20 protein-coding genes and 1 tRNA gene are annotated in these 26552 nt (G+C 71.2%); 6 read left to right on the top strand and 15 right to left on the bottom strand.

All coding sequences use genetic code 11. The features are described 5' to 3' along the window. Positions 1 to 341 precede the first annotated feature (341 nt). Positions 342 to 2273 (top strand): hypothetical protein, encoded by a 1932-nt coding sequence (locus QZL85_RS02635; protein WP_295573253.1) that lies wholly within the window; start codon positions 342 to 344, stop codon positions 2271 to 2273. 66 nt (positions 2274 to 2339) lie between these two features. On the opposite strand, the gene QZL85_RS02630 is transcribed toward QZL85_RS02635, so the two are convergent. Further along, positions 2340 to 3113: a hypothetical protein gene (locus tag QZL85_RS02630; protein ID WP_295573250.1), complete on the bottom strand. Its 774-nt coding sequence runs from the start codon at positions 3111 to 3113 to the stop codon at positions 2340 to 2342. 141 nt (positions 3114 to 3254) lie between these two features. Here QZL85_RS02630 and QZL85_RS02625 point away from each other — a divergent pair, with 141 nt between their 5' ends. Beyond that, the gene (locus QZL85_RS02625) at positions 3255 to 5267 is read left to right on the top strand and encodes a DUF262 domain-containing protein (RefSeq protein WP_295573247.1); all 2013 of its coding nucleotides are present in this window, start codon (positions 3255 to 3257) and stop codon (positions 5265 to 5267) included. Between the two features lie 80 nt (positions 5268 to 5347). Further along, entirely contained in the window at positions 5348 to 6394 is a 1047-nt protein-coding gene (locus QZL85_RS02620; RefSeq protein WP_295573244.1) for an alcohol dehydrogenase catalytic domain-containing protein, read from the top strand. A gap of 37 nt (positions 6395 to 6431) precedes the next feature. Here QZL85_RS02620 and QZL85_RS02615 read toward each other — a convergent pair. Continuing rightward, positions 6432 to 6503 (bottom strand) — tRNA-Gln (locus QZL85_RS02615). A gap of 74 nt (positions 6504 to 6577) precedes the next feature. Next, complete coding sequence (gene gltX, locus QZL85_RS02610; protein WP_295573241.1) at positions 6578 to 8092, bottom strand: glutamate--tRNA ligase; 1515 nt, start codon at positions 8090 to 8092, stop codon at positions 6578 to 6580. 85 nt (positions 8093 to 8177) lie between these two features. Here gltX and QZL85_RS02605 point away from each other — a divergent pair, with 85 nt between their 5' ends. Further along, on the top strand, positions 8178 to 9455 hold the full coding sequence (locus tag QZL85_RS02605) for an HNH endonuclease signature motif containing protein (protein WP_295573238.1): 1278 nt from the start codon (positions 8178 to 8180) through the stop codon (positions 9453 to 9455). Between the two features lie 21 nt (positions 9456 to 9476). On the opposite strand, the gene QZL85_RS02600 is transcribed toward QZL85_RS02605, so the two are convergent. From QZL85_RS02600 to QZL85_RS02580, 5 genes are read right to left on the bottom strand one after another with little or no spacing between them, the layout of a single operon-like run. Next, positions 9477 to 10709, bottom strand: a complete 1233-nt coding sequence (locus QZL85_RS02600) for an MFS transporter (RefSeq protein ID WP_295573235.1) — start codon at positions 10707 to 10709, stop codon at positions 9477 to 9479. Next, the gene (locus tag QZL85_RS02595; RefSeq protein ID WP_295573233.1) at positions 10702 to 11469 is read right to left on the bottom strand and encodes a fumarylacetoacetate hydrolase family protein; all 768 of its coding nucleotides are present in this window, start codon (positions 11467 to 11469) and stop codon (positions 10702 to 10704) included. The genes QZL85_RS02600 and QZL85_RS02595 overlap by 8 nt, the downstream gene beginning before the upstream one ends. Positions 11470 to 11472: 3 nt before the next feature. Beyond that, positions 11473 to 12573 (bottom strand): branched-chain amino acid aminotransferase, encoded by a 1101-nt coding sequence (locus QZL85_RS02590; RefSeq protein WP_295573231.1) that lies wholly within the window; start codon positions 12571 to 12573, stop codon positions 11473 to 11475. 52 nt (positions 12574 to 12625) lie between these two features. Further along, positions 12626 to 13678: a 3-isopropylmalate dehydrogenase gene (locus QZL85_RS02585; protein WP_295573228.1), complete on the bottom strand. Its 1053-nt coding sequence runs from the start codon at positions 13676 to 13678 to the stop codon at positions 12626 to 12628. Then, a complete protein-coding gene (locus QZL85_RS02580; protein ID WP_295573225.1) occupies positions 13641 to 15227 on the bottom strand; it encodes an MFS transporter in 1587 nt (528 codons plus the stop codon). The genes QZL85_RS02585 and QZL85_RS02580 overlap by 38 nt, the downstream gene beginning before the upstream one ends. A 34-nt stretch (positions 15228 to 15261) precedes the next feature. Between QZL85_RS02580 and QZL85_RS02575 the strand changes: the two genes are divergently transcribed. Beyond that, the gene (locus tag QZL85_RS02575; protein WP_295573222.1) at positions 15262 to 15807 is read left to right on the top strand and encodes a TetR/AcrR family transcriptional regulator; all 546 of its coding nucleotides are present in this window, start codon (positions 15262 to 15264) and stop codon (positions 15805 to 15807) included. Between the two features lie 4 nt (positions 15808 to 15811). Here QZL85_RS02575 and serA read toward each other — a convergent pair whose 3' ends face one another. From serA to QZL85_RS02555, 4 genes are all read right to left on the bottom strand, one after another. Beyond that, positions 15812 to 17416 carry a phosphoglycerate dehydrogenase gene (gene serA / locus QZL85_RS02570; protein WP_295573219.1) on the bottom strand — a complete coding sequence of 535 codons (1605 nt, stop codon included), beginning with the start codon at positions 17414 to 17416 and terminating at the stop codon, positions 15812 to 15814. 127 nt (positions 17417 to 17543) lie between these two features. Further along, complete coding sequence (locus QZL85_RS02565) at positions 17544 to 17888, bottom strand: hypothetical protein (RefSeq protein ID WP_295573216.1); 345 nt, start codon at positions 17886 to 17888, stop codon at positions 17544 to 17546. Further along, positions 17885 to 18373, bottom strand: coding sequence for a DNA polymerase III subunit gamma/tau (locus tag QZL85_RS02560; protein ID WP_295573213.1), 489 nt, complete (start codon positions 18371 to 18373; stop codon positions 17885 to 17887). The genes QZL85_RS02565 and QZL85_RS02560 overlap by 4 nt, the downstream gene beginning before the upstream one ends. A 42-nt stretch (positions 18374 to 18415) precedes the next feature. Continuing rightward, positions 18416 to 18763 (bottom strand): hypothetical protein, encoded by a 348-nt coding sequence (locus QZL85_RS02555; RefSeq protein WP_295573211.1) that lies wholly within the window; start codon positions 18761 to 18763, stop codon positions 18416 to 18418. A gap of 156 nt (positions 18764 to 18919) precedes the next feature. Here QZL85_RS02555 and QZL85_RS02550 point away from each other — a divergent pair, with 156 nt between their 5' ends. Next, a complete protein-coding gene (locus tag QZL85_RS02550) occupies positions 18920 to 23086 on the top strand; it encodes a BTAD domain-containing putative transcriptional regulator (RefSeq protein WP_295573208.1) in 4167 nt (1388 codons plus the stop codon). 90 nt (positions 23087 to 23176) lie between these two features. On the opposite strand, the gene ilvC is transcribed toward QZL85_RS02550, so the two are convergent. Genes ilvC through QZL85_RS02535 form a run of 3 tightly spaced genes read right to left on the bottom strand, consistent with a single transcriptional unit; the run spans position 23177 to position 26550 of the window. Next, a complete protein-coding gene (ilvC, locus tag QZL85_RS02545; RefSeq protein WP_295573205.1) occupies positions 23177 to 24202 on the bottom strand; it encodes a ketol-acid reductoisomerase in 1026 nt (341 codons plus the stop codon). 35 nt (positions 24203 to 24237) lie between these two features. Next, the gene (ilvN, locus tag QZL85_RS02540; protein WP_295573202.1) at positions 24238 to 24747 is read right to left on the bottom strand and encodes an acetolactate synthase small subunit; all 510 of its coding nucleotides are present in this window, start codon (positions 24745 to 24747) and stop codon (positions 24238 to 24240) included. A gap of 3 nt (positions 24748 to 24750) precedes the next feature. Beyond that, positions 24751 to 26550: an acetolactate synthase large subunit gene (locus QZL85_RS02535; RefSeq protein ID WP_295573199.1), complete on the bottom strand. Its 1800-nt coding sequence runs from the start codon at positions 26548 to 26550 to the stop codon at positions 24751 to 24753. Positions 26551 to 26552: the final 2 nt, after the last annotated feature.

Here is a 26552-nt window from a genome sequence, read left to right as displayed (position 1 = left end):
GAGATCAACACAGACGCAATGTTGTTTTGCATGGATTCCTCGCGGGGTCGGTATCCGCCGACGCCGCCCGCGATCGCGCCCCTGCGGCCGCGTTTGTGGAATGCCTACAAGGCACGGAGGTTCACCTCGATTGAGACTGAGTGTCGCCGCCAGAGCGATGCGGGCAATACTCGGGAATCGTCCGGCGCCTGTTAGCTTCGGGGAACTTCCGCGACACAGCCGTCGCGGGCGGTCCGTTCGCGGAGCGTCGGGACGGCGATCCATTCCCCGATCACGTGTCCACCGGCGCCAGCCGGAGTGCCCGCCACGCCTGCGTTCAGGCGCGAAACAACGGAGTCTCAATGACGAGTACCGACACGCACGCCCACGGGTTGGGCATGCGCATCACGGTCATCACCCTCAGCGTGCTGCTGGCGGCGATGACGATCCTCTACTTCCTGACGGCGGCGAAGCTCACCGCCGGCGCCGCCGAGCTCGACTCGGGCGCCGCGCGTGCTCAGGCCGGCGCATCGGACGTCGCCGACGGCGCGCAGCGCCTGGCCGCGGGAGCTTCCGAGCTCTCCGCCGGCGCCGGCCAGGTGAAGGACGGTGCGACGACGGCCTCCGAGGGCGCGACGAAGCTCGCCGACGGTGCCGCATCGGCCGCTGCGGGTGCCACCGCGCTGTCGGCGGGTTCCCAGACGCTCGCGACGGGCGCCGGCACCCTCGCCGACGGCACGGTCGCGAACCGCGACGGCGCGGTGCGCCTCCACGCCGGTGCGACGAAGGCGTCCGGCGGCGCGGGCCTGATCGCCGCGGGCGCGGGACGCCTGTCCACGGGCATCGACACGGCCAAGGCGGGCATCGACCGCCTCGACGCGGGCGCCGGCACGCTCGCCGCCGGCATGACGACCGCCTCCGACGGTGGCGCACTGCTCGCGACGGGTCTCGGCGGTGCCGCTGACGGCGCCTCGCAGCTCACCGCGGGCGTCGGCACCCTCTCCGCAGGCGCCGCACGCCTCTCCACCGGCGTCGCCACCGCATCGGCGGGTGCCGGCAGCCTCTCCGCCGGCCTCGCCTCCGCGGCATCCGGTGCCGCCCAGCTCGCCGGCGGAATCGCCGGTGCGGCGACCGGCGCCCAGAGCGTGAAGTCCGGCGCCGTGCAGCTCGACTCCGGCGCCGCGACGGCCCTCGCCGGTGCCACGCAGGCGGCTGCCGGCGCCGCGCCGGTGGCCGCCGGCGCCGCCGACGTCGCAGCGAACCTCGGCTCGCTCCGCGACTCGATCGCCGGCCTGGCCACGACGCTGTCCGCCGACCCCGCCAACGCCACGGTCGTCGCGTACCTCCAGGGGTTCGCGACCGCCGCCGGGAACATCAAGGCCGGCGCTGACTCCGTGAGCGGCGGGGCCGCCGCCGTCCGGGACGGTGTCGTGGGCCTCCGCGACGGCCTGACGACGCTGTCGGCCGGCGCTGGATCGCTGCGCACCGGTGCGGAGGGCCTCTCGACGGGTCTCGACACGCTCGCCACGAAGTCGGGCGAACTGTCGACGGGTGTCGGGACGCTGTCGGCCGGTGCGTCGAGCCTCGCGACCGGCCTTGCGACCGCGCGGGACGGTGCCGGCGAGATCGCGGGCGGCCTGTCCACCGTGGCGGCCAAGAGCGGCGAGCTCGCGACCGGCCTCCAGACGGCGAAGACGAAGTCCGCCGAACTGTCGGCGGGCCTCGGCAAGCTGAAGACCGGCGCGTCGGAGGTCTCCGGCGGTCTGTCCACGCTCCGCTCGAAGTCGGGCCAGCTCACCGCGGGCGGCGCGACGCTCGCCGGCAAGACGGGTGAGCTCGCGAGCGGCCTCGCCGAGCTGAACGCCGGCACGCAGCGACTCAACGACGGGTCGCTCCGCCTCATGGCCGGCGCGCAGAACCTCGCCACCGGCGCCGGGACGCTCGCCTCCGGGGCGACCTCGCTCGCCGACGGCACGGGCGCTCTCGCGGAGGGCGCCGGCAGCCTCGCCACGGGCCTCGGGGCACTGTCCACCGGCAGCACGACGCTCGCCGACGGCACGACGCAGCTCGCGGACGGCGCTGGCACGCTCGCCGACGGCTCGACCCAGCTCAGCGACGGGAACACCCAGATCGCGGACGGCACGGGCCAGCTGGCAGCCGGGACGTCGGGCCTCCTCCCGACCCTCCTGCCGTGGCTGTTCGGGGTCGCCATCGCGGGGCTCATCGCGCTCGCGCTGTGGGTCGGCCACCGCATCAGCCACCGCAACCGCGTGCGCGGGCTCGTCACGGCCTGACGCCGCAGACGACAGAAGGTCCCGGCCGATCGGCCGGGACCTTCTGCGCGTCAGGCGGACTGCGGCTCAGGCCTCGCTCATCGCGATGACCTCCGCCTGGCCGCGCGCGGCGAGGGCCGCCGCACGGGCGGCGATGCGGCGGGCCTGCTCGGCCTGTCCGGCATCCAGCGTCTCCTGGTCGACGGGGTAGCTCTCCACCTTGTTCACGCCGTTGTACTTCTCGATGTACGCGTCCAGCTCGGGGCCGGAGGTCCACGACGTGATGAGGCAGTAGCGGGGCTCGTCGCCGTCGTGCGTGGCGGCGTGCCAGAGGCGCTGCGTGTCGACGATGAGCTGCGCGCCGGCGGGGAGCGCGATGCGGGTCTCCTCGCTCGGGTCGGTGCGGTTCTCGCGCAGGACGAAGTAGCTGGTCTTGTCGTCGGTGAGGTTGAAGAAGCCGCGCACGACCCAGCCGGTGCCGTCCGGGTTCAGGCGGTTGTTGTCGTCCTGGTGCAGGTTGTAGAGGCAGTCGGCGTACGTGTTCGGCTGCAGCTCGATGATGCGGCAGCGACCGACGTTGGCGCCGGGCTCCTGCGCACGCTCGGTGAGGGTGGGCGCCTTCTCCGTCTGCTCCGGGATCCAGACGCCGTCCTTGTCGGTGCGCGGGGGCTTGTGGTTCCAGAAGCCGTTGCACTCGATCTCGCCCTTGGCGGATGCGAGCGGCGCGAAGCGCGTGTCGCCGGAGGACTTCCAGTCGACGTACTCGATGTCGAGCCACTCCTTGGGGTCGATCTCCTTGTTGTAGCGGTCGAGGACGACGTAGCCCGTCTCTTCCAGCGCCGCAGACTTGATGTAACCCATGATCTGAATCATGCCCTTTCGTAGAGGACCAGCACGTTTTTACAGGTCCAACTGCGGGCAAGCCTACCGAGGCGTCCTGCGAGGGTTCTGGAGCGCGGCGACTAAACTCGACCTGGCCCTGTGAGGAGCGATTCGGAGCACATGAGCACCGCCACGAATGTCGAAGCGACCGCCGTCAACACGATCGGCTGGCTCTCGGCATCCGACACCACGATCGTGGTCCCGGTGTACCAGCGCCAGTACCGGTGGGACATCGGCGGGTGCGAGCAGCTGCTCGGCGACATCCGCGCCGTCGCCGCAGCCGATGCCGGGGAGACCCACTTCCTCGGCTCGATCCTGTCGACGGCCAGCACGTCGCACGATGACGACGCCCACCTCGTCCTCATCGACGGGCAGCAGCGGATCACGACCCTCATGCTTCTCGTCGCGGCGCTGCATCACACGCTGCGCGGCCACGACCCGGCGACGGCCGCCGAGCTCGAACGGGTCCTCGTGCGCACCGACGACGCGACACGCACGAAGCTCCGCCCGCACCGCGCATGGGCCGACGTGTTCGAGAGCGTGGTGCTGGGAGACCGCTCCCCCGCCGACGACGAGCGCGAATCGCGGTTCGACGACAACTACGCGTTCTTCCGCAGTCAGATCCGCCCGGACGAGGCCGCGCACATCTGGCGCGGGCTGCAGCGTCTCGAGCACGTGTCGATCACGCTCGGCGCGGAGGCCAACGCCCAGCAGATCTTCGAGAGCCTCAACTCGACGGGCGAGCCGCTGCGCGATCACGAACTGATCCACAACTACGTCCTGATGGGGCTCTCGCATGCCGAGCAGAGCGAGATCGAGGAGCAGTTCTGGCTGCCGATCGAGCGGAACACCGGCCAGCAGATCGGGAGCTTCTGGCGCCACTACCTCGTGATGCTGACCGGTCGCGAGGTGACGGTCACCGGTGAACGCGGCGTCTACGACGCGTTCCGACACGAGTTCCCGCGCCTGGACGTCGAGACGCTCCGCGAGCGGGCGACGCAGTGGCGCGAGTTCTCCGAGATCTACCGGCTGCTGCTGGAACCCGCTGCGGCACCGGATGCCGAGGTCGGTCGCCAGTTCGGCTACCTCAACACGTTCGGTCGCGGCATGTACCCGCTCGTCATGCGGCTGTACCGCGATCACCGCCACGGGGCGCTGGGCGTCGATGAGCTGATCGGGGCGCTCGAGCATCTGCAGTCGCTCCTCCTCCGCCGGAAGATCGTCGGGATCTCCACCGACCGTCTCGTGGCGCGGCTCTGCCGGGCGATGGATGACGGGCGCGATGCGCTCGTCCGCGCGATCGCACGCATCACCCCGTCCGACGAGCGGGTGCGCGTCGGTCTCAAGTACGGCGATCTGCCGCACGCCCCCTATGTCCTCGGACGCCTGTCCGGGGTCGACGAGGTCGAGGGCCTCGACGTCGAGCACGTGTTCCCACTCGCCCCGTCGGATGACTGGAGCGGCGACGGCGCACGGCGCTGGGCCGACTACACCGACGACGAGCAGAACAGCCACCGCGCGCTCGCGCAGACGCTCGGCAATCTGGCGCTGCTCGAGGAAGACCTCGCCGATCGAGCACTGGACTCCTCGTTCGCCGCGAAGCGCGCGCTGTACGCACGGAGCCGCGTCGTGCCGACGCGCGAGCTCGCCGAGACGCCGGCATGGGGCACGGCGGCGATCGCCGCGCGGACCGAGCACCTGACCGACCTCTTCGTCCGCGTCTGGGAGCGCCCGGCGGTCGTGAGCATCGACGACGACAACCTGACGCCGGTCCTGGACGCCAAGCGCCGGCGCGGCTGGCCGCGCGGATGGCAGCGGGAGTTCGACTACGTCGAATACCGCGGCGAGCACTGGGAGGTCAAGGACGTCAGGTACCTCTTCAACCGGATCTTCAAGCGGCTCTGGGCCGACTCGCGGCAGAGCGTCGTCGACTTCAGCGCGCGCCGCGGCGGCCCGGTCTACCCCGCGATGGCCTGGAACGGCCAGTGGGACGAACTGGCCGAGGGGCAGTACCTCTACATGGGCTGGGACTCGAAGTACATGCTCACGGCGGTGCAGGGTGTCCTCGACGAGGCCGGCTGGGCGTCGGAGGTCTTCGTGAAGTACTCCTACATCGGCGACGCGATGCGCTGACGCGGGAGGACCTTGGCCCCCTCGCCGTCACGGCACGGCGCGGAGACTGATGGCGAACACCATCAGACCGAGGGGGAATCATGCACGCCGCCGTCGCAACCGCATTCGACAAGCCGCTCACCATCGAGGACCGGCCGATTCCGGACCCGGGGCCCGGACAGGTGCTCGTGCGCGTGGAGGCCTGCGGTCTCTGCCACACCGACATCCACGCGGTCCGCGGGGACTGGCCGGTGAAGCCGCCGCTTCCCCTCGTGCCGGGCCACGAGGGCGTGGGCATCGTCGAACGACTCGGCGACGGGGTGACGTCCCGCACCGTCGGCCAGCGGGTCGCCCTGCCCTGGCTGGGGCACGCATGCGGCGAATGCCGCTACTGCGTCGACGGCCGCGAGAACCTCTGCGAGAAGCAGTACAACACCGGCTACGCCGTCGACGGGTCGTATGCCGAGTACGTGCTCGCCGACGCACGGTTCGCCGTCCCGGTGCCCGCGGCAGTCTCCGCACTGGATGCCGCGCCGTTGACCTGCGCGGGCGTCACGACGTACGCGGCCGTCAAGGGCGCCCGGGTGGTGCCCGGCGAGCGGGTCGCCGTCTTCGGGATCGGCGGGCTCGGGCACCTGGCCGTGCAGTACGCACGCCTCGTGGGCGGAATCGTCATCGCGATCGACGTCACGGAAGACAAGCTCCGCCTGGCACGCGAACTCGGCGCCGATCACGTCGTCAACGCGGCGGAGGCGGACCCCGTCGCGGAGATCCAGCGCCTCGGCGGCGCCGACGTGGCGATCGTGCTCGCGGTCGACCCCGCCGTGTTCTCCCAGGCCTTCGCCGCGCTGAACCGCGGGGGCCGCATGATCCTCGTGTCCCTGCCGGCCGACGGATCGCTCACGGTCCCGATCTTCGACACCGTGCTGAAGGGCATCTCGATCATCGGGTCGATCGTGGGGACGCGCCAGGATCTCATCGAGGTCTTCGACCTCCACGCGGCGGGGCGGACGACGGTGATCGCGGTCCCCCGCGCGCTGTCCACCGTCAACGACGCGATGGCGGCCGTGCTCGACGGCACCGTGCCGGCGCGCCTGGTGTTCACGTTGGAGGAGCCGCTCCCGGTGACGCCGCATCCGGCGTCCTGAAACGAGGAAACCCCCGCCTGAGCGGGGGTTTTCCTTGCTGGGGTACCTGGACTCGAACCAAGAACAAAGGTACCAGAAACCTCCGTGTTGCCAATTACACCATACCCCAAGGTGGTCCGGCCGAAGCCGTTCCGAAGGTCAAGCTTAGCCCACTCCGCGGGCCCCGCCAAACCGAGCGACGTGTCAGCCGAGGTGCGCGACGAGCGCGCGGAGGCGCCGCACCGACTCCGGCTTTCCGAGCAGCTCCATGGACTCGAAGAGCGGCGGTGACACCCGGCGACCGCTCACCGCGACGCGCAGCGGGCCGTACGCGACGCGGGGCTTCAGCGCGAGTCCGTCGATCAGGGCGGCCGAGAGGACGTCCTGGACGGACGCGGCGTCGAACGCCTCACCGGGCACCGATTCGAGCGCGTCGACGGATGCCGTCAGCACCTCCCCCGCGTTGGCGGGAAGGCCCTTCAGCGCGTCCTCCTCGTAAACGACCTCGTCGCGGAACAGGAAGCCGAGGAGTCCGGGAGCATCGCCGAGGAGCTGCATCCGCTCCTGCACGAGCGGGGCCGCGGCATCCAGGATCTCCTGCTGCACGGCCGTGGGCGGCTCGCTCACGAGGCCTGCGGCGGCGAGGTAGGGGACGAGGCGCGCCGCGAAGTCGGTCGGCTCCAGCATCCGGACATGGTCGCCGTTGATCGACTCGGCCTTCTTCTGGTCGAAGCGGGCCGGGTTCGGGTTCACGTTCACGATGTCGAACGCGTCGATCAGCTCCTGACGCGAGAACACGTCGCGGTCGGCGGCGATCGACCAGCCGAGGAGCGACAGGTAGTTCAGGAGTCCCTCGTGGATGAAGCCCTTGTCCCGCTGCAGGAAGAGGTCCGCCTTGGGGTCGCGCTTGGAGAGCTTCTTGTTGCCCTCCTCGCCGAGGACGAGGGGCATGTGCGCGAAGCGCGGCACGTACGCCGTGACGCCCGCGTCGATGAGCGCGCCGTACAGCGCGAGCTGGCGTGCCGTCGACGGCATGAGGTCTTCGCCGCGCAGGACGTGGGTGATGCCCATGAGCGCGTCGTCCACCGGGTTCACGAAGGTGTAGAGCGGGATGCCTCCCGCGCGGACGACGACGAAGTCGGGGAAGGACCCGGCCGGGAAGGTCACCTCGCCGCGGATCAGGTCGATGTAGGTGAGGTCGTGGTCAGGAACGCGCAGACGCCACGCGGGCTCACGGCCCTCGGCCCGGAAGGCCGCCCTCTGCTCCTCGGTGAGCGTGCGGTCGTGGTTGTCGTAGCCGAGCTGCTTCGCCCTGCCGTTGGCCTCGTTGCGGGCGTCGATCTCCTCGGCCGTCGAGTACGACTCGTACACGGCACCGGTCGCGATGAGCTTGTCGAGCACGCCGCGATAGATGTCGTGGCGCTGCGACTGGCGGTAAGGGGCGTGCGGACCGCCCTTCTCCACGCCCTCGTCCCAGTCGATCTCGAGCCAGGTCAGCGCGTCCAGGAGCTGACGGTAGCTCTCCTCGCTGTCCCGCGCGGCGTCGGTGTCCTCGATGCGGAAGACCATCTTTCCGCCGTTGTGGCGCGCGTACGCCCAGTTGAAGAGCGCGGTGCGGACCATTCCCACGTGCGGCAGTCCCGTCGGCGACGGGCAGAAGCGCACGCGGACATCGGAGCCGGAGGCGGTCGTGGTGCGGGGATCGGGTGCAGAAGACATCCGCCCCAGTCTAGTTCGCGCGGGGGCGGCGGCTTGGCGGGCCGGGACCGGTACCGATGTCGGAACCCCCTGGCACAGTGGAGGCATGGACGCACTCGCGGAGACCCCGGCACACCGGGCGCTCGCGGGCGTGCTGAACGACCTCCTCGCCGATCAGATGGAGGTCAACCGTCGCGCAGCGCTGCGCGCCGACGGCATCCGGGACGCGATCGACTACGCCCTCGGCCACCCGTATGTGTACACCCCGCTCGAGGGCGCCGCCGGCGCGCACGCGGCGGAACTCGCCGTCATGCTCGACATCTCACTGCGCCTGCAGCTCTCCGAGAACCGCATCCGGTCGGATGCCGCCGTCGCCCGCAGCGCCCGACAGCACCTCGCCCGCCTGTGGCGGCGCGCTCGCGAAGGCTTCGCACCGTTCGCTCTCGTCGAGGCCACGACCGACGCGATCGTGCGTCTCCTTCCCGGCCAGGACGCGGGTGCCGAGGCCCGCCGCCTCGCCGCGGAGGCCGTCGCGCTCGTCGACGAGGCCACGAGCGAGTGGGTGCTGACACTGCCCCCCGCCGCGTTCCGTCGGCGCCTCCGCATCCTGCTCGACCGTCTCGACCCGCGCGACGCGAGCACACGTCACCGGGACGCCTTCGCCGAACGGCGGGTCGTCGTCGAGGAGGACCAGGACGGCATGTCGTGGTTCGCGGTGCTGATGACGACGGCCGACGCCCTCGCCGCCCGGCGCCGGCTGACCGCGACCGCCAAGCACGTGCAGAAGACCGAACGCGGCGGACGCGACCGCGATCAGCTCCGCGCCGATCTCGCCTCCGCCTGGCTGCGCGGAGTGGGCACGCCGACCGCCGTCCAGACGAAGGTCTTCGTCACCGTCCCGATCGGCGTCATGGAGGGCAGAACAGCAGACGAGCACGGTCGCTGCACGATGTGCGGAGGATCCGGCTTCGCGGAGCAGGCCCGCGTCGTCGGCGGCGACACGATCGACCCGTTGACGGCGTCGCAGCTCTTCCTCGACGCGACGAGCTTCCGCCGCGTCATCCACGACCCCGCACGCGGCGTGATCGTCGATCTGGACCGGCGTCGCCGTCGTCCGACGACGGCGCAGCGGGAGTGGCTCGTCCTCCAGCACGGCACCTGCAGCCGCGACGGCTGCACGCGCCTCGCCCTCGACGCCGACATCGACCACATCACCGAGTGGAGCCGCGGCGGGACGACCGACCTCCGCTCGTTGCGGCCGCTCTGCCCCGCCGACCATGCGCGCCGACATTCCACCGCGATGCGCTTCCGATCCCGGCCGAATGGCACGGTGCAGGTGCTGACGCCCACCGGCTTCACGAGCGACGAGCCGCCGCCGTTCTGACGCGTGGCGTCCGACGCCCGGTCAGCGCCGCGCGTACGGGGACAGCACCGTCACGACGACGACGATGACGAGCGCCACGAGGGCGAGTCCTCCGTAGCCGATCCACCCGAGCACGACTCCGGCGAGCACCGATCCGACGGCGGCGGACAGGGTCATGATCGTGTCGCTGCGGCCCTGACGCCGGGGGCGCACGGCCGTGAGCGTGCTCTCGGTGAGCAGCGCCGCACCGCTGACGGTCGCCGCGCTCCACCCGAGACCCAGCAGGAACAGGGCGATGAGGACCGCGACCTGCGAGCGCGGCGCGAGGGCGGCGGTCAGCAGCGACGCCGCGAGGATCCCCTGGCCGAGGAGGATCGTCGGCAACCGCCCCCACCGGTCGGCGAGGATGCCGAAGACCGGCGACAGTCCGTACATCCCGAAGACGTGCAGCGCGATCGTGACGCCCACGATCGTCGTGACGTGTGCGGGATCGAGGTGGGCGAGGTGCACGGGGGTCATCGCCATGACCGAGGCCATCACGACGTGCGAACCGGCGACGGCGAAGATCGCATACCTCGCCGCGAGCGGGCGGTCGGTCTCGACGATGTGCTCGCGGCGGGCCTCGCCGCTGCGGGCGAGCCGCTGCGCCGTGAGGAGCGGGTCGGGGCGCAGCGCCGTGATGTACAGCGCGAACGCGGCGATCTGGGCGACGAGCGAGAACGCGTACGAGCCCGTGAGCGGCGGCATCCCGATCGCCTGCCCGAGCGCCTCCCCCGGCGTCAGCATGAGCGGTCCGACGACGCCGCCCACCGTGGTGGCCCAGACGACGGTGCCGAGGTCCCGGCCGCGGCGGTCGGAGGCCGCGAGGTCGGTTGCGGCGAATCGCGACTGCAGGTTTCCGGCGTTGCCGGCGCCGATGAGGATCACGCCGACCAGCAGCAGCGGGAACGACCGCACCGCGGCCGCCGTGATGACGGTCGCGATGCCGACGAGGGCGAGCAGATTGCCGAGGGTCAGCGCGACGCGACGACCTCGGGCGGCCGCGAGGCGCGCGAGCGGGATGGCGCACAGCGCGGCGCCGAGGGTGACCGACGCGGTCGCGAGACCGGACAGCGAGTCCTGCCCCGACAGGTCGGCCGCCAGCAGCGCGCCCAGCGAGACGGTCGCGCCGAAGGCGATCCCGCCGAGCACCTGTCCGGCCGCGAGGACCCTGACGGTGCGTCGCTGCAGCCCTGCCACAGCCTCCGGCGTCGTGACGGCGCGGTCCTCAGGCATTGCGCACGGTGTTGCGCAGCACTCCGAGTCCCGTGATCTCCACCTCGACGACGTCTCCGGCCTGGAAAGGGCCGATGCCGGCCGGCGTGCCGGTCAGGATGACGTCGCCGGGCAGCAGTGTGAAGGCCGCCGACGCGTACGCGATGATGTCGGGCACCGAGTGGACCATGTCGCTGATCGGCCCGTCCTGGCGCACCTCGCCGTTCACGCGCGTCACCACCCGCGCACCGCCGCCGAGATCGAAGTCGGTCTCGATGGCAGGACCCAGCGGGCAGAACGTGTCGAACCCCTTCGCACGAGACCATTGGCCGTCACTGCGCTGCAGATCGCGAGCCGTGACATCGTTGCCGATCGTGTAGCCGAGGACGTAGTCGAGCGCATTGTCGGCCGACACGTTCTTCGCGATCCGGCCGATGACAACGGCGAGTTCGCCCTCGAAGTCGGTGCGCTCGGACTGGGCGGGGCGGACGATCGCATCGTTGGGTCCGATGACCGCCGTGTTGGGCTTGAGGAAGAGCATCGGCTCGGCCGGCGCCTCCCCGCCCATCTCGGCGGCGTGGTCACGGTAGTTCTTGCCCACGCAGACGATCTTCGACCGCGGGATCACCGGAGCGAGCAGGGTGACCTCGGAGAGCGGCACGCGCTCCCCGGTGGTCTCGAAGCCGGTGAACATCGGGTCGCCGGAGAGCACGACGAGGTCGGTCTCGTCGACGATGCCGAACCGGATGGCGTCGTGGTGGCTGAAACGGGCGATCCGCACGGGTCAGCCGTCCAGCCGGACGAGCCAGCCGTGGGTGTCCTCGGCGCGACCGTACTGGATGTCGGTGAGCTGCTGGCGCAGCTCGAGCGCGAGCGTCCCGGTGGGCTGCACGTCCTCGAAGCCGGCGGCCTTGAGCGACCCGATGGGCGTCACGACGGCGGCGGTGCCGCACGCGAAGACCTCGACGATGTCGCCGGAGGCCACACCCTCGCGCCACTCGTCGAGCGAGACGGCGCGGCGCTCGACCGCGTGCCCGCGGTCCTCGGCGAGCTGCAGGATCGAATCGCGCGTGACGCCTTCGAGGATCGACGGGGAGTGCGGGGTCACGAGCGTCCCGTCCTTGCGGACGAACACGACGTTCATGCCGCCGAGTTCCTCGACGTTGCGGTCCTGATCGAGGAAGACGACCTGGTCGCAGCCGTTGTCGTACGCCTCGGCCTGGGGAAGCAGGCTCGCGGCGTAGTTGCCGCCGGTCTTCGCGGCACCCGTGCCGCCCTTGCCGGCGCGCGCGTAGTCCTCGCTGAGCCAGATGGTGACCGGCTGGACACCGCCCTTGAAGTAGGCGCCGGCGGGGCTCGCGATGACGTAGTAGGCGACCTTCGCGGCGGGGCGGACGCCGAGGAAGGCCTCCTTGGCGAACATGAACGGCCGCAGGTACAGGCTCTGGTCCTCACCGGAGGGCACCCACGCGCCATCGACGGCGACGAGCTCGCGGAGCGACTGCAGGAAGTACTCGACCGGCAGCTCGGGCAGGGCGAGGCGGCGCGCGGAGCGCTGCAGCCGGCGCGCGTTCTGGTCCGGGCGGAAGGTGTGGATCGATCCGTCCGCGTGGCGGTACGCCTTGATCCCCTCGAAGATCTCCTGCCCGTAGTGCAGGACGGCCGCCGCGGGGTCGAGCGAGATCGGGCCGTACGGCTGCACACGCGGACGGTGCCAGCCGCCGCGGGTGGACCAGCAGATGTCGACCATGTGGTCGGTGAAGTTCGTGCCGAAGCCGGGGCTCCGCAGGATCTCCTCGCGCTGGGCCGCCGACTTCGCGGCGAGGTTCTTGGTGACGGCGAACTCGAGCGGGGCGAGGTCGGTCTCGGAATCGATGAGGGTCATGTCAGTCCTGTTCCACGCGCTCCGTCGACGAGGGACGACGGGCGCATCCAGATTACGCCTGAACGCGCGCCGCGATCGCGTCGCCGACCTGCGCGGTCGTGCGGGCGGTGCCGCCGCGGCCCGCGATGTCCTCCTCGACCGCGCGGGTGACGCGCTGGGCCTCCGCCCCGAGCCCGAGGTGATCGAGCAGCAGGGCGACGGAGAGGATCGCGGCCGTGGGATCGGCCTTCTGTCGGCCCGCGATGTCCGGCGCCGATCCGTGCACGGGCTCGAACATCGAGGGGAACGCGCCGTCGGGGTTGATGTTCCCCGAAGCGGCGAGACCGATGCCTCCGGTGACGGCGCCGGCCAAGTCGGTGAGGATGTCGCCGAAGAGGTTGTCGGTGACGATCACGTCGAAGCGGCCCGGGTTCGTGACCAGGAAGATCGTCGCCGCATCGACGTGCAGGTAGTCTACGGCGACGTCGGGGTGCTCGGATGCCACCGCATCCACGATGCGCTTCCACATCCCCCCGGCGTGCACGAGCACGTTCGTCTTGTGCACGAGCGTCAGCTTCTTTCGGCGCCGCTCGGCCTGCGCGAAGGCATACCGGACGACCCGCTCGATGCCGTACGCCGTGTTGACGGACGTCTCGTTGGCGACCTCGTGGGGCGTGCCGGTGCGGATCGACCCGCCGTTGCCGACGTAAGGGCCCTCGGTTCCTTCCCGGACGACGAGGAAGTCGATCTCACCGGGCTCGGCGAGCGGCCCGGGCGCACCCGGGTAGAGCTTCGATGGTCGCAGGTTCACGTAGTGGTCCAGCTCGAAGCGGAGCCTCAGCAGCAGGCCGCGCTCGATGTTCGCGTCCTTCAGCCGCGGGTCGCCGGGCTGGCCTCCGACGGCGCCGAGGAGGATGGCATCCTGGCCCTTGATCGCCGCGAGGTCCCCGTCGGTCAGAGTATCGCCCGTCTCCAGATACCGGGCGGCGCCCAGCGCATAGCGCGTCTTCTCGAAGGCGACATCCGTTCCCACGGTCGCGGCGTCGAGCACCTTCTCGGCCTCGGCGACGACCTCCGGACCGATGCCGTCACCCGGAATGAGTGCCAGTTTGATGACGCGCGACATTGCTCTCCTCGCTCGGGGTGGGGGTCCCTCCCAGCGTACTGGCCGCGATGACCCCGGCCACGACGACGAGGCCCGCCCCGATGAGCGCCGTGACGCCCACGCCGGCGTCGAACGCATGCGCCGCGGCGTCGCGCAGCGCGTCGCCCAGCGCGCCGCCGACACCGTCCGCGGCGGCCATCGCGCCCGCGAGCGTCTCGCGCGCGGCGGCGGCGGCCGTGGCGGGCAGACCCTCGGGCAGCACGAGGCCGGAGCGGTAGAGCGCGGTGAGGATGCCGCCGAGGACGGTCGTGCCGAGCACGGCGCCGAGCTCGTACGCCGTCTCCGACACGGCGCTCGCAGCCCCCGCCTTCGCCGGCGGTGCACTCGCGAGGATGAGCTCGTTGGAGACCGTCTCGGCGGCGCCGATCCCGAGACCGAGGAGCACGAACGCGACGACGAGGAGTCCGAGCGAGGCCTCGGTGGTCGAGATCGCGACGAGGAGGTAGCCGGCGACGGAGAACAGCATCGCGGCCGGCACGACGATCCGGGCGTCGACGCGACGGGCGATCGGCACGATCACGAGCCCCGCGACGATCATCGCGAGCATGCCCGGGACGAGCGCGAGCCCGGCATCCAGCGGCGACATGCCGAGCACGAGCTGCAGGTGCTGCGCGACGAAGAAGAGGAATCCCACGAGTGCGACGATGCTCAGCAGGTTGACCAGGAGCGCGCCGGTGAAGGTCCCCCGGCCGAACAGCCGCATGTCGAGCATCGGCGACGCCGACGTGAGCTGGCGCCGCACGAACACGACGCCGAAGCCGAGACCCGCCACGACCAGCACGAGCGGGAGCACGCCCGGGCCGTGCACCGCGACCTCCTTGATGGCGTACACGATCGGGATCATGGTCAGCATCGACAGCGCGATGCTGAGCGGGTCGATGCGGCCCGGGTGCGGATCGCGGCTCTCCGGCACGAGGAGCGGCGCGAGGATCAGCAGCGGGACGAGGACCGGCACCGACATGAGGAAGACCGATCCCCACGAGAAGTGCTCGAGGAGGATGCCGCCGACGATGGGGCCGAGCGCGGAGCCGGCGGAGAACATCGAGGCCCACACCGCGATCGCGAAGCGGCGCTGATCGCGGTCCGTGAAGATGCTGCGCAGGAGGGAGAGCGTGGACGGCATGAGCATGGCGCCGAACACGCCCATCCCGGCCCGCGCGGCGATGAGGAGGGTCGCGGTCGGCGCGAACGCGGCGAGCACCGAGACGGCGGCGAAGCCGGTCGCACCGATCAGCAGCATCCGCCGCCGCCCGAAGCGGTCGCCGAGGGTCCCCATCGTGACGAGGAGACCGGCGAGCACGAGCGGATACGCGTCGATGATCCACAGCTGCTGGGCGCTGGATGGCTCGAGGTCCAGCGCGATGTCGGGCAGGGCGAAGCTCAGCACCGTGTTGTCGACCGAGACGAGCAGCACCGGCAGCATCAGCACGACGAGCGCCGCCCACCCCCGCCATCCCACGCGGGATCCACGGCTGTCGGCGAGGGCGATCTCTTCTGTCAGTGTCATCATGTTTCTATACCGTCCAGCCGGTATAGTATCAGGTATGAGCCGACCTGCACGAGCCCGCGACAGCGTCCTCGAGGCGTATGAGCGCCTCCTCATCGAGGAGGGCCCGCGCGGCGCCACGATGGAGGCCACGGCCGCGGCCGCCGGCGTCTCCAAGGGCGGCCTCCTCTACCACTTCGCGTCGAAGGAGGCCCTCGAGAAAGGACTCCTGGAGCGCATGGAGGCCCTGGCGGCGCTCGACCTCGAGGAGATGTCGGCCGCGCCGGAGGGTCTCATCGCCGCGTTCCTGCGGACGTCGGTGATGGACGGCTCCCCCATCGACCGCGCGCTCATCGCCGGCTCGAAGCTCGCCCAGACCGCAAGCCCGCTCGCGACCGAGGCGCTCCGCCGCGTCCGCGAGCTGTGGGCCGGCGCACTGCGTCCGCACGCGCGCGACGAGACGGCCGTCCAGCTCGTGCTGCTCGTCTGCGACGGCCTCTACTTCAACAATGCGCTCGGCACGGGCGCCGTCCCAGGGCCGATCCCGGAGGGCGCCGAGATGGACGCGCTCATCGCGCTCGTCGAGCGCGCCGCGAGCGCGTGACGCCTCACGCCTCGGTGATCTCGATCTGACGGAACAGGTCCGCCTGGATCGCCGAGCGCACCTCGTCGAGGAGGTCGTCGGAGACCGGCGAGTCGACCGTGAGGACCGACAGCGCCTGGGCACCGGCCGCGCGGCGCGCGATCTGCATGCCCGCGATGTTGATGCCGGCCTCACCGAACTTCTGGCCGTAGACCGCGACGATGCCGGGACGGTCGGTGTAGAGCATCACGATGTGGTGCTTCTCGATCGGCAGCTCGAGCGCGTAGCCGTTGATGCCGACGAGCTTCTCGATCTGCTTCGTCCCGGTGAGCGTGCCCGAGACCGAGAGCTGCGAGCCGTCGGAGAGCGCGCCGCGCAGCGTGATGACGTTGCGGTACTCGTCGGATTGGTCGTCGACGAGGAGGCGCGCCTCGATGCCGCGCTGCTCGGCGAGGAGCGGCGCGTTGACGTAGGAGACCGTCTCGCTCACGACGTTCGTGAACACGCCCTTGAGCGCCGCGAGCTTGAGGACCTTGACGTCGTAGTTGCTCAGCTCGCCGTGCACCTCGACGTCGAGGCTCGTGACCGGGCTGTGCGCGAGGGCCGAGAAGATCTGGCCGAGCTTCTCCACGAGCGGGATGCCGGGACGCACGTACGGGTCGATGATGCCGCCCGCCACGTTGACGGCGTCGGGGACGAGCTCGCCGCCGAGCGCGAGGCGCACGGACTTGGCGACCGAGACGCCGGCCTTCTCCTGCGCCTCGTCGGTCGACGCGCCGAGGTGCGGCGTGACGACGACGTTGGGGAGGTCCAGCAGCGCGTGCGCGGTGTCGTCCTGCTTGGGCGGCTCGCTCGTGAAGACGTCGAGACCGGCACCGGCGATCTCGCCGGTGAGGAGCGCTTCGCGCAGCGCCACCTCGTCGATGAGTCCGCCGCGGGCGACATTGACGATGTAGGCGCTCGGCTTCATGAGCCGGAACTGCTCGGTGGAGATCATCCCGGTGGTCTCGGGGGTCTTGGGCATGTGGATGGTGATGAAATCGCTCTGCTGCAGGAGATCGTCGAGCGTGACGAGCTGCGCCCCGAGCTGCTGGGCACGCGCGCTCGTGACGTACGGGTCGTACGCGATGACGTTCATGCCGAAAGCCTGCAGTCGGGCGGCGATGAGGGCCCCGATGCGGCCGAGGCCCACGATGCCGAGCGTCTTCTCGAACAGCTCGGTGCCGGTGTACGCGCTGCGCTTCCACTGGCCGGCGGCCAGCGACGCGTGCGCGGCAGGCACACGACGGGCGAGGCTCAGGATGTGGCCGATCGTCAGCTCGGCTGCCGAGATGATGTTGGAGGTCGGGGCGTTGACGACCATGACGCCGGCGGTCGTGGCGGCCTTGATGTCGACGTTGTCGAGACCGACGCCGGCACGGGCGATGACCTTGAGCGCGGGGGCTGCGGCGATCGCCTCGGCATCCATCTTCGTGGCGGAGCGGATCAGGACCGCGTGCGCCTCGGCGAGGGCGGGGAGGAGCGCCGCGCGGTCGGCCCCGTCCACGTTGCGGATCTCGAAGTCTGGACCGAGCGCGTCGATCGTGGCGGGAGAGAGTTCTTCGGCGATGAGGACGACAGGCTTGGACACGGTGGCAGACCTTCGGAGCTTCGCGAGTGCGACGGCGGGGTGGGATGCCGCGCCGCACGGCGTCGGGGCGAGGCAGGACAAGCCTAGCGGTCGCGCGCAGGCCGCCCGGACGGTGTGACGCCCGCGGTCAGCCGCCGACGAGCGAGGTGCCGCTGGAGAGCGCGTAGGAGATGATGTTCAGCCAGAACACGGCGGTGAGACCGAGCCCTGCGAGCAGCAGCGCGGCGAACTGCGCCGGCTGGCGACGCAGCCCGAGGGCGAGGGCGGCGCCGAAGACGACGATCGGGAACAGCACCGCGAACAGCAGGACCGCCCACCCCAGGCCGTTCAGGCCGCGCGGGCCCGTCGCCATGTCGATGAGGAACGCGACGGCGTTCCACACGGCGTACGCGTAGAAGAGGCCGAACACGCCGGCGATCGTGGCGGCGAGCCACGTCGGCATGCTCGTCCGGGATGCGGTCGTCTCGGTCACTGTCCCACCGCCCCGATCATGATGAAGGGCCAGGGGATGAGGAGCACGGCTCCCCCGATGAGCCACACGATGCGCACCCACGCCGCCGAGCGGCGCGTCAGCCACAGGGTCACGCCGAACCACAGCGCCGGCGCGAGCACCGCGAGCCAGAACGCCGGGACGTAGGCGGCGGGCGAGACGATCAGCATGGGCGCGACGGTGTCCAGGCGCAGGGCGCCGATGATCCAGCCGATCGTGTACAGCAGGTAGACGCCGCCGAGGATGCCGAAGGTGATGAGCATCGCGTTGCCGAGCGGCGCGGGTGCGCCGGCCGGAGTGACGGTGCCGTCCGCCTCGATGCGACCCACCTCCGCGCTGCCACGGCCGACGGCCTGGTATCCGCCGGGCAGCGCGGGGCGCTCCTCGGCGGGGCTCGAGCCCACGTCGAGCGTCGGGTCGTCGTCGCCCTGCCAGCTGAGGGCGTCGTCGTCGCGTCCGGTGCTCACGCGTTCAGCGTAGTGCGCCGAGGGCGCTGATCTTCGGCGGGGTCACTCGGCGGGCTGGATGCAGGTGAGGTGCCAGCCGCCGGCCGGGTGCTCGACCACGCGGTGCTGCACGCAGTTCGGGCTGGGGAGATGTCCTACCGCCTCCTCGCGCGCGATGGCCTCCGCGATCCGGTCGGCCGGTCGACCGCCGAAGCGAGCGGCCAGCTCTGCAGCGCGGTCGAGGGCCGGGTCGGGGCGCCGATCGACCGTGTCGGCCGTGTCGACGGTGCCTGCAGGGCTCACGCCCGAGGCGGGGCTCTGGCAGCCGGCGAGCCCGAGGGCGGCGGTGGCCGCCAGGACGAGTGCGACCATGGTGCGCGATGTGCGGCGGCCGACGGGAATGGTGTTCATGTGCGCGTCTCCTTGTTCGCCCCGGTCTGTCTGAGCGGGTGGTGATATCCACGCTGTCCCCCGGCCATATCCGGGTCGGCATCCGCCGATATCCAGGCGATATCCGCCCCCGCGGCACCCGTTGACCCGAGCAGCGCACCGCGCGACACTTCGGACATGGTCGTGAAGGTGCTGGGGCCCCTCGACACGGGTACCGAGCCGCTGAGTCCGCGGGAGAGGACGCTCCTCTCCGCACTCGTGGTGCGCGCCGGGAACACGGTCCATCCCGCCGAGCTCGCCGACGCATGGTGGGGCGAGAGCCCGCCGCGCACGTGGGAGCAGCAGGTGCGCAACTCCGTCGCGCGCATCCGCTCGCGCTTGGGCAAGCAGAGCATCGAGACCGTCGGCGTCGAGTACCGGCTCGCCATCGACCCCGATGCGATCGACGCGGTGCGCTTCGAACGGCTGGTCTCGGCGGCCCGCGGCCATCGACTGCGCGGCGAGCACGACCGGGCGGTGGACGCGTACGGCCGCGCGCTCGGCTTCTGGCGCGGGGCACCGCTGCAGGACGTCGCGGACTGGGAGCCCGGCGTCGTCGAGGCGCTGCGGCTGATCGAGATCCGGGCGAGCGCCGAAGAGGAGCTGCTCGACGCCCGGCTCGCCACCGGCGAGCATCGCGCGCTCATCCCCGACGCGGAGCGACTCCTCCGTGAGGAGCCGCTCCGCGAGGACCGCTGGTCGATCCTCGCTCTCGCGAACTACCGCGCCGACCGGCAGGGGGAAGCCCTCGCGCTGCTGCGGTCCGCGCGCGAGCGCCTGGCCGACGAACTCGGCATCGAGCCGGGTCCCCGGCTCGCGAGTCTCGAGCTCGCGATCCTCCGGCGGGATCCGGAGCTCGATGCCCCCGCACACGCGCCGGCCGCCGACGAACGATGCCCCTATCCGGGACTCCAGGCCTTCGGCCCCGAGGACACCGAGTTCTTCTTCGGCCGTGAGACCGACGCCGACAACGTCCTCGAGCGCATCCTGCCAGGCTCGATCGTCACGATCGCGGGCGCGTCCGGCACCGGCAAATCCTCGCTCCTGCTCGCCGGGGTCCTCCCGCGCCTCCGGCAGCGGGGGCGCACGGTCGAGCTCATCCGACCCGGTGGGGGCGTGCTCACGACCGTCCGGCGCGCGGTCGAGCGATGCGAGGTGCTCGCGATCGACCAGGCGGAGGAGATCGACAGCGCCTCACCGCAGGACGTCGCGGAGTTCGGCGTCCTCGCCCGCACGTTCCTCGACGGCGGCGGCGCCATCGTCGTCACCGTCCGATCCGACGCCCTGGACGCGATCCGCGCGCTCCCCGCGGTCGGCGACGACATCGGTCGCGGGGTCTATCTGCTGGGCCCGCTGTCCGACGCCGCGTATCGCAGCGCCGTGGAGGCGCCCGCGCAGGCCGCCGGACTCCGTGTCGAGCCCGGACTCGTCGAGCTCGCCGTGCGCGACGCGGGCGACCGCGCCTCGACCCTCCCCCACCTCTCGCACGCGATGCAGGAAACCTGGAACCGGCGTGAGGGGTCGACCCTCACGGTCGAGGGCTACCGGCTCGCCGGCGGCATCCCCGGCGCCATCGCCCAGTCCGCGGAGGAGGCGTTCCGGGCGCTGAGCCCCGCGGACCAAGAGGTCTGCCGCTCGCTCATGATGCGGCTGCTGGACCGCGGAACCGACGGCACGACGCTGCGACGACGTGTCCCCGCCGCGCCGCTGCTGGCCGACCCGGCGCGACGGCGGGTGCTCGAGAAGCTCACCGGGGCGAGGCTCGTCGCCGTGGACGGCGACACGGCGACCGTGGCCCACGAGGCCGTGGCGACGGCGTGGCCACGGCTGGACGCCTGGCTGGAGGAGGATGCGGAGGGCGCGCGGACGCTCCGCGCCGTCGAGTCGGCAGCCGCGTCGTGGGCGGTCGCCGGCCGACCGGACGACGACCTGCTGCGTGGCGCGCGGCTGCACAGCGCGCTCGACTGGCGCGACGCCGCGCACCCCGACCTCACCGGGCTCGAGGACGACCTGCTCACGGCATCCGTCGAGCACGAGCAGCGCGAGCTGCGTGCACTGCGGGAGCATGCGGCGCGGGAGACGCGACGCCGCCGCATCCTCGGCGCCGCTCTCACCGGTGCCGGGCTGCTCCTGGTCGCCGCCCTCGTCGCGGGAGGCATCGCCGTCGTCCGCGGGCAGGAGTCGGAGGCCTCCGCCGAGAACGCGCGGATCGAGGCGACGGTCGCGACCTCGCTCGCGCTGCGTGCGAACGACCGCGAGGCCGCTGCGCTGCTCGCGGCGGAAGCGTTCCGGCGCTGGCCCGACGACGCTCGCGTGCGCTCGGCGCTGCTCGGCACGATCACCTCGGCGGCGGGCCTCCTGGGGGTCCACCGGACGCCGGACGCCGACCAGCACGGCGTGGCGGCGATTCCGGGGACGGGCACCGCGCTGCGCGTGCACGACAGCGCGGCGGGCCCGACCATCGACATCGTCGACGTCGCGACCGGCGAGGTCGTGCGAGGGCTCGATGTCGACCTGCCGACGGTGGACCGCTGGCGATCGAACTACCGCGATGTCGTTGTCAGCCGCGACGGAAGCACGGGCATCGTCCAGACGGGCGTGCTGGCGGACCCGTCCGACCGCGGTTCGTGCTGCTGGAACCACCTGAGCTTCATCGACCTGGCCTCGGGGAGCGAGCTCGTGGACAGCGTGCTCATGAAGAACCGCACGAGCATCGCGATCGACCCCGGCGAGGACGGTGCCGTCGCTTATCTGGTCCACCCCATCACCGGGGACGTGATCGCCGTCGACGCACGATCCGGCGACGTGCGGTCCTCGAGCCCGGCGGCGTTCGGCGACTTCACCGGAGAGCCGGGGATCTACAACGGCATCGCAGTGCTCGACGAGGAGCGCGTCGCGGCCGGGACGAATACCGATATCCGCATCTACGACCGCCGCACCCTCGATCTCCTCCGGGTCATCCCGCTCCCGCTGGACGCCGCCGCCAATGTGCTCGTTCCCGACGGACGCGGCCGGCTGTTCTCGTTCGGCGCGGAGGGCGCCGCCGGCGTCGATGTCGCGAGCGGTGAGGTGCTGTGGACGAGGCCCATGCGGTCCTCGGAGGCGTGCCGTTTCGCGCTCCTGCTGCCAGACGGCAACCCGTTCTGCTCGGCGACGGGCACGGCGACAGCGCTCGACCGTGACTCGGGTTACCCCGTCGACGCGGCGCTGTCGACGCAGCTCGCCGAGGCGCTTCGAGTCACCCTCCTGGACGAGCGGACGGTCCTGCTCAGCGCCGATCGGAGCACGCTCTGGCTGCGCTGGCGCACCGACGGCAGCGGGGTCGGTGCCGAGACCATCGCGCGCGGGCTCCACGCTCTGAGCCCACCGTCCGCGGACGGTCGTGTGATCCTCACCATGGCTGTCGACGGCGGGCCCATGCAGGTCTGGGACCTCGCCGACAAAGCCTCGACCGGCGTCCAGGCCGATGGGCTGACCCTGCTCTCCGAGGAGGTGGTGGAGCAGTACACCGAGGGCGAGGGGTTCTCGCTGCTGAACCTCACGACCGGGCGGACGTATCCGTACCGCGTCCCCGCTCTCCCGGATGACTTCGCCCTGCTGGACGGAGGGTGGAGCAGGCTCGCCTTCGTGGTCTTCGACAGTCAGGTCGTCGCGTTCGATCCGGCGACCGGAGAACCGGAGGGCGCACCACTTCGCATGGACGGCGCCAACTTCGATTTCGTGGGCTCGGTGAGCGCGTCGCGCGACGAGACGCTCGTCGCCGTCAACTGGTTCGATGAGGCGGTGGGCGACACCGAGACCGCCGTGTTCCGTCTCGCCGACGGCGAACTCCTCGTGCGCGGACTGCCGCAGCGCGATCGCACCCTCATCACCGGGGACGACCAGATCATCGCGGTCGCGAACGAGACGGCGCAGCGGGTCGACATCGACACGCTTCGGCCCACGTCGACGCTCCCGCGTGCCGAGGGGGCCAGCCAGGCCCTGACGGAGAGCCTCGACGGGCGGACCCTGCTCAACGTCGGATTCGACAACCGCCTCCGGCTGTACGACCTCACGCTCGACATCGCACTCGGCGACGCCATCCGTGGTGACGCGGACGCCGACTATCCGGGCGGCTTCCTCTCCCCCGACGGAGAGACCCTGTACACCAACACGCCCGGCGGCATCCTCGCGTGGGAGCTTCGCCCCGCGGCCCAGGCGCGCGCCGCGTGCGCGCTCGCCGGGCGGGAGCTCAGCACCGAGGAATGGAGCACGTATTTCCCGGACGAGGCGAAGGTCGACACCTGCGCCGCACTCGTGGACTGAGCCCCGCACACGCCGAAGGCCCGATCCTCGGTCAGGATCGGGCCTCCGTGGCTCGTTTCAAGCCGTCCTCGGCGGGTGGCCGAGAGTCACTCAGCGCGCGGCGCTGCCCTCGACGTAGTCGCTGTCCTGCTGCTTCCACGCGAAGAGGGCGCGCAGGTCCTTGCCGACGGACTCGATCGGGTGGGCGGCGGCCTTCGCGCGCAGCTCCTGGAACTCCGGTGCGCCGGCGTCCTGGTCGGCGATGAAGCGCTCGGCGAACGCGCCGGAGCGGATGTCGGCGAGGACGCTCTGCATGTTCTCCTTGACGCGCGCGTCGATGACGCGCGGGCCGGAGACGTAGTCGCCGTACTCGGCCGTGTCGGAGACCGACCAGCGCTGCTTGGCGATGCCGCCCTCCCACATGAGGTCCACGATGAGCTTGAGCTCGTGCAGGACCTCGAAGTAGGCGATCTGCGGCTGGTAGCCCGCCTCGGTCAGCGTCTCGAAGCCGTACTGGACGAGCTGCGAGACACCGCCGCAGAGGACGGCCTGCTCACCGAACAGGTCGGTCTCGGTCTCCTCGGTGAAGGTCGTCTTGATGACGCCCGCGCGGGTGCCGCCGATGGCCTTCGCGTACGCCTTCGCGACGTCCCACGCCTGACCGGACGCGTCCTTCTCGACGGCGATGATGTCGGGGATGCCGCGGCCGGCGACGAACTCCCGGCGCACCGTGTGGCCGGGGGCCTTCGGGGCGACGAGGATGACGTCGACGCCGTCGGGAGCCTCGATGTAGCCGAAGCGGATGTTGAATCCGTGCGCGAAGGCCAGGGTCTTGCCGGGCGTCAGCTTGTCCTTGATGGACTCGTTGAAGATGCCGCGCTGGTGCTGGTCGGGCGCGAGGATCATGATGAGGTCGGCCCACTCGGCGGCGTCGGCGACCGACTTCACCTCGAAGCCGTCCTCCTCCGCCTTGGCGGCGGACTTCGAGCCGTCCTTGAGCGCGATGACGACCTCGACGCCCGAGTCGCGCAGGTTCTGCGCGTGCGCGTGACCCTGCGAGCCGTAGCCGACGATGGCCACCTTCTTGCCCTGGATGAGCGAGAGGTCGGCGTCGGAGTCGTAGAAGATCTCAGCCATGGTGTGTGTTTCTCCTTGGTAGGGGTTCGAAAGGTTCAGCCGCGCAGGACGCGCTCGGTGATGGACTTGCCGCCGCGGCCGATGGCGACCATGCCGGACTGGGCGAGCTCCTTGATGCCGAAGGGCTCGAGCGCTCGAAGCAGCGCCTCGACCTTGCCGCGGTCACCGGTCACCTCGACGACGAGGGCGTCGGTGGCGTAGTCCACGACCGAGGCGCGGAACAGGTTCACGACCTCGATGACGTTGGAGCGGGACTGGTTGTCGGCGCGCACCTTCACGAGCATGTGCTCGCGCTGCACGGACGCCGACGGCTCGAGCTCGACGATCTTGATGACGTTGATGAGCTTGTTCAGCTGCTTCGTCACCTGCTCGAGCGGGAGCTCGTCGACGTCGACGACGACGGTGATGCGGGAGAGCCCCGGCACCTCCGTCACGCCCACCGCGAGCGAGTCGATGTTGAAGCCGCGGCGGGCGAACAGCCCCGCGACGCGGGTCAGCAGACCGGGCTTGTCCTCCACGAGAAGGCTCAGGACATGCTTGCTCATCGCTCAGGCCTCCTCGTCGAACGCGGGCGAGTGCTCCCGCGCGTACTGGACGTAGCTGTTGCTGACGCCCTGCGGCACCATCGGCCACACCATGGCATCCGCGCTCACGACGAAGTCGATGACGACCGGCCGGTCGTTCGTCTCCAGCGCCGTCCGGATCGCGGCATCCACGTCCCCTTCCTTCTCGACGCGCAGCGCGAGGCAGCCGTAGGCCTCGGCGAGCTTGACGAAGTCGGGAATGCGGACGGTGTCGTGACCCGTGTTGAGGTCGGTGTTGGAGTAGCGGCCGTCGTAGAACAGCGTCTGCCACTGCCGGACCATGCCCAGCGACGAGTTGTTGATGATCGCGACCTTGATCGGGATCTGGTTGATGACGCAGGTGGCGAGCTCCTGGTTCGTCATCTGGAAGCACCCGTCGCCGTCGATCGCCCAGACGACGCGGTCGGGCTCGGCCACCTTGGCGCCCATCGCGGCGGGCACCGAGTAGCCCATCGTGCCGGCGCCCCCGGAGTTGAGCCACGCGTTGGGGCGCTCGTACTTGATGAACTGCGCCGCCCACATCTGGTGCTGCCCGACGCCGGCGGCGTAGATGCCCTCCGGTCCGGTCAGCTCGCCGATCCGCTGGATGACGTACTGCGGCGACATGAGGCCGTCGCTGGGCTGGCTGTAGCCGAGCGGGAACTCGTCACGGAGCCCGTCGAGGTAGGACCACCATTCCGCGATGTCGGGCTTCGCTGTCCCCGTCGCGCCGGAGAACGCGGCGTCGAGGTCGACGAGGACCTCTCGGAGGTCTCCCACGATCGGGACGTCGGCCGTGCGGATCTTGGAGATCTCCGCGGGGTCGATGTCGACGTGCACGACCTGGGCATCGGGGGCGAACAGGGCCGCCTTGCCGGTGACCCGATCGTCGAACCGCGCGCCGAGCGCGATGAGGAGGTCGGCCTCCTGCAGCGCGAGGACGGCGGGGACCGTGCCGTGCATGCCGGGCATGCCGAGGTGCTGCGGGTGCGAGTCGGGGAAGGCGCCGCGCGCCATGAGCGTCGTCACGACCGGGGCACCGGTCGACTCCGCGAGGCGCAGCAGCTCCGCCGACGCGCCGGAGCGGATGACGCCGCCGCCGACGTACAGGACGGGCTTCTTCGCGGCGGCCAGGAGCGTCGCCGCCGCCTGGATCTGCTTGCCGTGGGCCTTCACGACCGGCCGGTAGCCCGGGAGGTCGATCTTCGGGGGCCAGATGAAGGGCACCTGGGCCTGCTGCGCGTCCTTCGTGACGTCCACGAGCACGGGGCCGGGGCGACCCGTCGAGGCGATCTCGAACGCCGCGGCGATCGCGCCGGGGATCTCCGAGGCATCCTTCACGAGGAACGAGTGCTTCGTGATCGGCATCGTGATGCCGACGATGTCGGCCTCCTGGAAGGCGTCGGTGCCCATGAGGGTCGAGAACACCTGGCCGGTGATGCAGACGATCGGCATGGAGTCCATGTACGCGTCCGCGATCGCGGTGACGAGGTTCGTCGCGCCGGGGCCGGACGTCGCGATCGCGACGCCCGTCCGCCCGGATGCTGCGGCGTAGCCCTCGGCGGCGTGTCCGGCGCCCTGCTCGTGCCGGACGAGGATGTGCCGCAGCTCCGTGGAATCCATGAGCGGGTCGTAGACCGGCAGGATCGCGCCGCCCGGGAGCCCGAACACGTCGGTCACCCCGAGGAGCTCGAGCGAGCGGACGACGGCCTGGGCCCCGGTGAGGATGGGCGCGGACGAACTGCGTGCGGGCGGCCGGGGCACGGCCGCAGTGTCGGATGACATGG

Origin of the sequence: uncultured Microbacterium sp. (assembly GCF_900078385.1) — a bacterium.
In the GTDB taxonomy this organism is placed as follows: domain Bacteria; phylum Actinomycetota; class Actinomycetes; order Actinomycetales; family Microbacteriaceae; genus Microbacterium.
This window is presented reverse-complemented; position numbering and strand designations above follow the sequence as displayed.

Coding starts and splice junctions, on each gene's coding strand:
- QZL85_RS02630 (WP_295573250.1), bottom strand. CDS start 3,113: ATGGGTTACATCAAGTCTGCGGCGCTGGAAGAGACGGGCTACGTCGTC.
- gltX (WP_295573241.1), bottom strand. CDS start 8,092: ATGTCTTCTGCACCCGATCCCCGCACCACGACCGCCTCCGGCTCCGAT.
- QZL85_RS02600 (WP_295573235.1), bottom strand. CDS start 10,709: ATGCCTGAGGACCGCGCCGTCACGACGCCGGAGGCTGTGGCAGGGCTG.
- ilvN (WP_295573202.1), bottom strand. CDS start 24,747: ATGAGCAAGCATGTCCTGAGCCTTCTCGTGGAGGACAAGCCCGGTCTG.
- QZL85_RS02555 (WP_295573211.1), bottom strand. CDS start 18,763: ATGAACACCATTCCCGTCGGCCGCCGCACATCGCGCACCATGGTCGCA.
- QZL85_RS02585 (WP_295573228.1), bottom strand. CDS start 13,678: ATGTCGCGCGTCATCAAACTGGCACTCATTCCGGGTGACGGCATCGGT.
- QZL85_RS02590 (WP_295573231.1), bottom strand. CDS start 12,573: ATGACCCTCATCGATTCCGAGACCGACCTCGCCCCGCTCGAGTTCGCC.
- QZL85_RS02605 (WP_295573238.1), top strand. CDS start 8,178: ATGGACGCACTCGCGGAGACCCCGGCACACCGGGCGCTCGCGGGCGTG.
- QZL85_RS02625 (WP_295573247.1), top strand. CDS start 3,255: ATGAGCACCGCCACGAATGTCGAAGCGACCGCCGTCAACACGATCGGC.
- QZL85_RS02580 (WP_295573225.1), bottom strand. CDS start 15,227: ATGATGACACTGACAGAAGAGATCGCCCTCGCCGACAGCCGTGGATCC.
- QZL85_RS02620 (WP_295573244.1), top strand. CDS start 5,348: ATGCACGCCGCCGTCGCAACCGCATTCGACAAGCCGCTCACCATCGAG.
- QZL85_RS02535 (WP_295573199.1), bottom strand. CDS start 26,550: ATGTCATCCGACACTGCGGCCGTGCCCCGGCCGCCCGCACGCAGTTCG.
- QZL85_RS02635 (WP_295573253.1), top strand. CDS start 342: ATGACGAGTACCGACACGCACGCCCACGGGTTGGGCATGCGCATCACG.
- QZL85_RS02550 (WP_295573208.1), top strand. CDS start 18,920: ATGGTCGTGAAGGTGCTGGGGCCCCTCGACACGGGTACCGAGCCGCTG.
- ilvC (WP_295573205.1), bottom strand. CDS start 24,202: ATGGCTGAGATCTTCTACGACTCCGACGCCGACCTCTCGCTCATCCAG.
- QZL85_RS02575 (WP_295573222.1), top strand. CDS start 15,262: ATGAGCCGACCTGCACGAGCCCGCGACAGCGTCCTCGAGGCGTATGAG.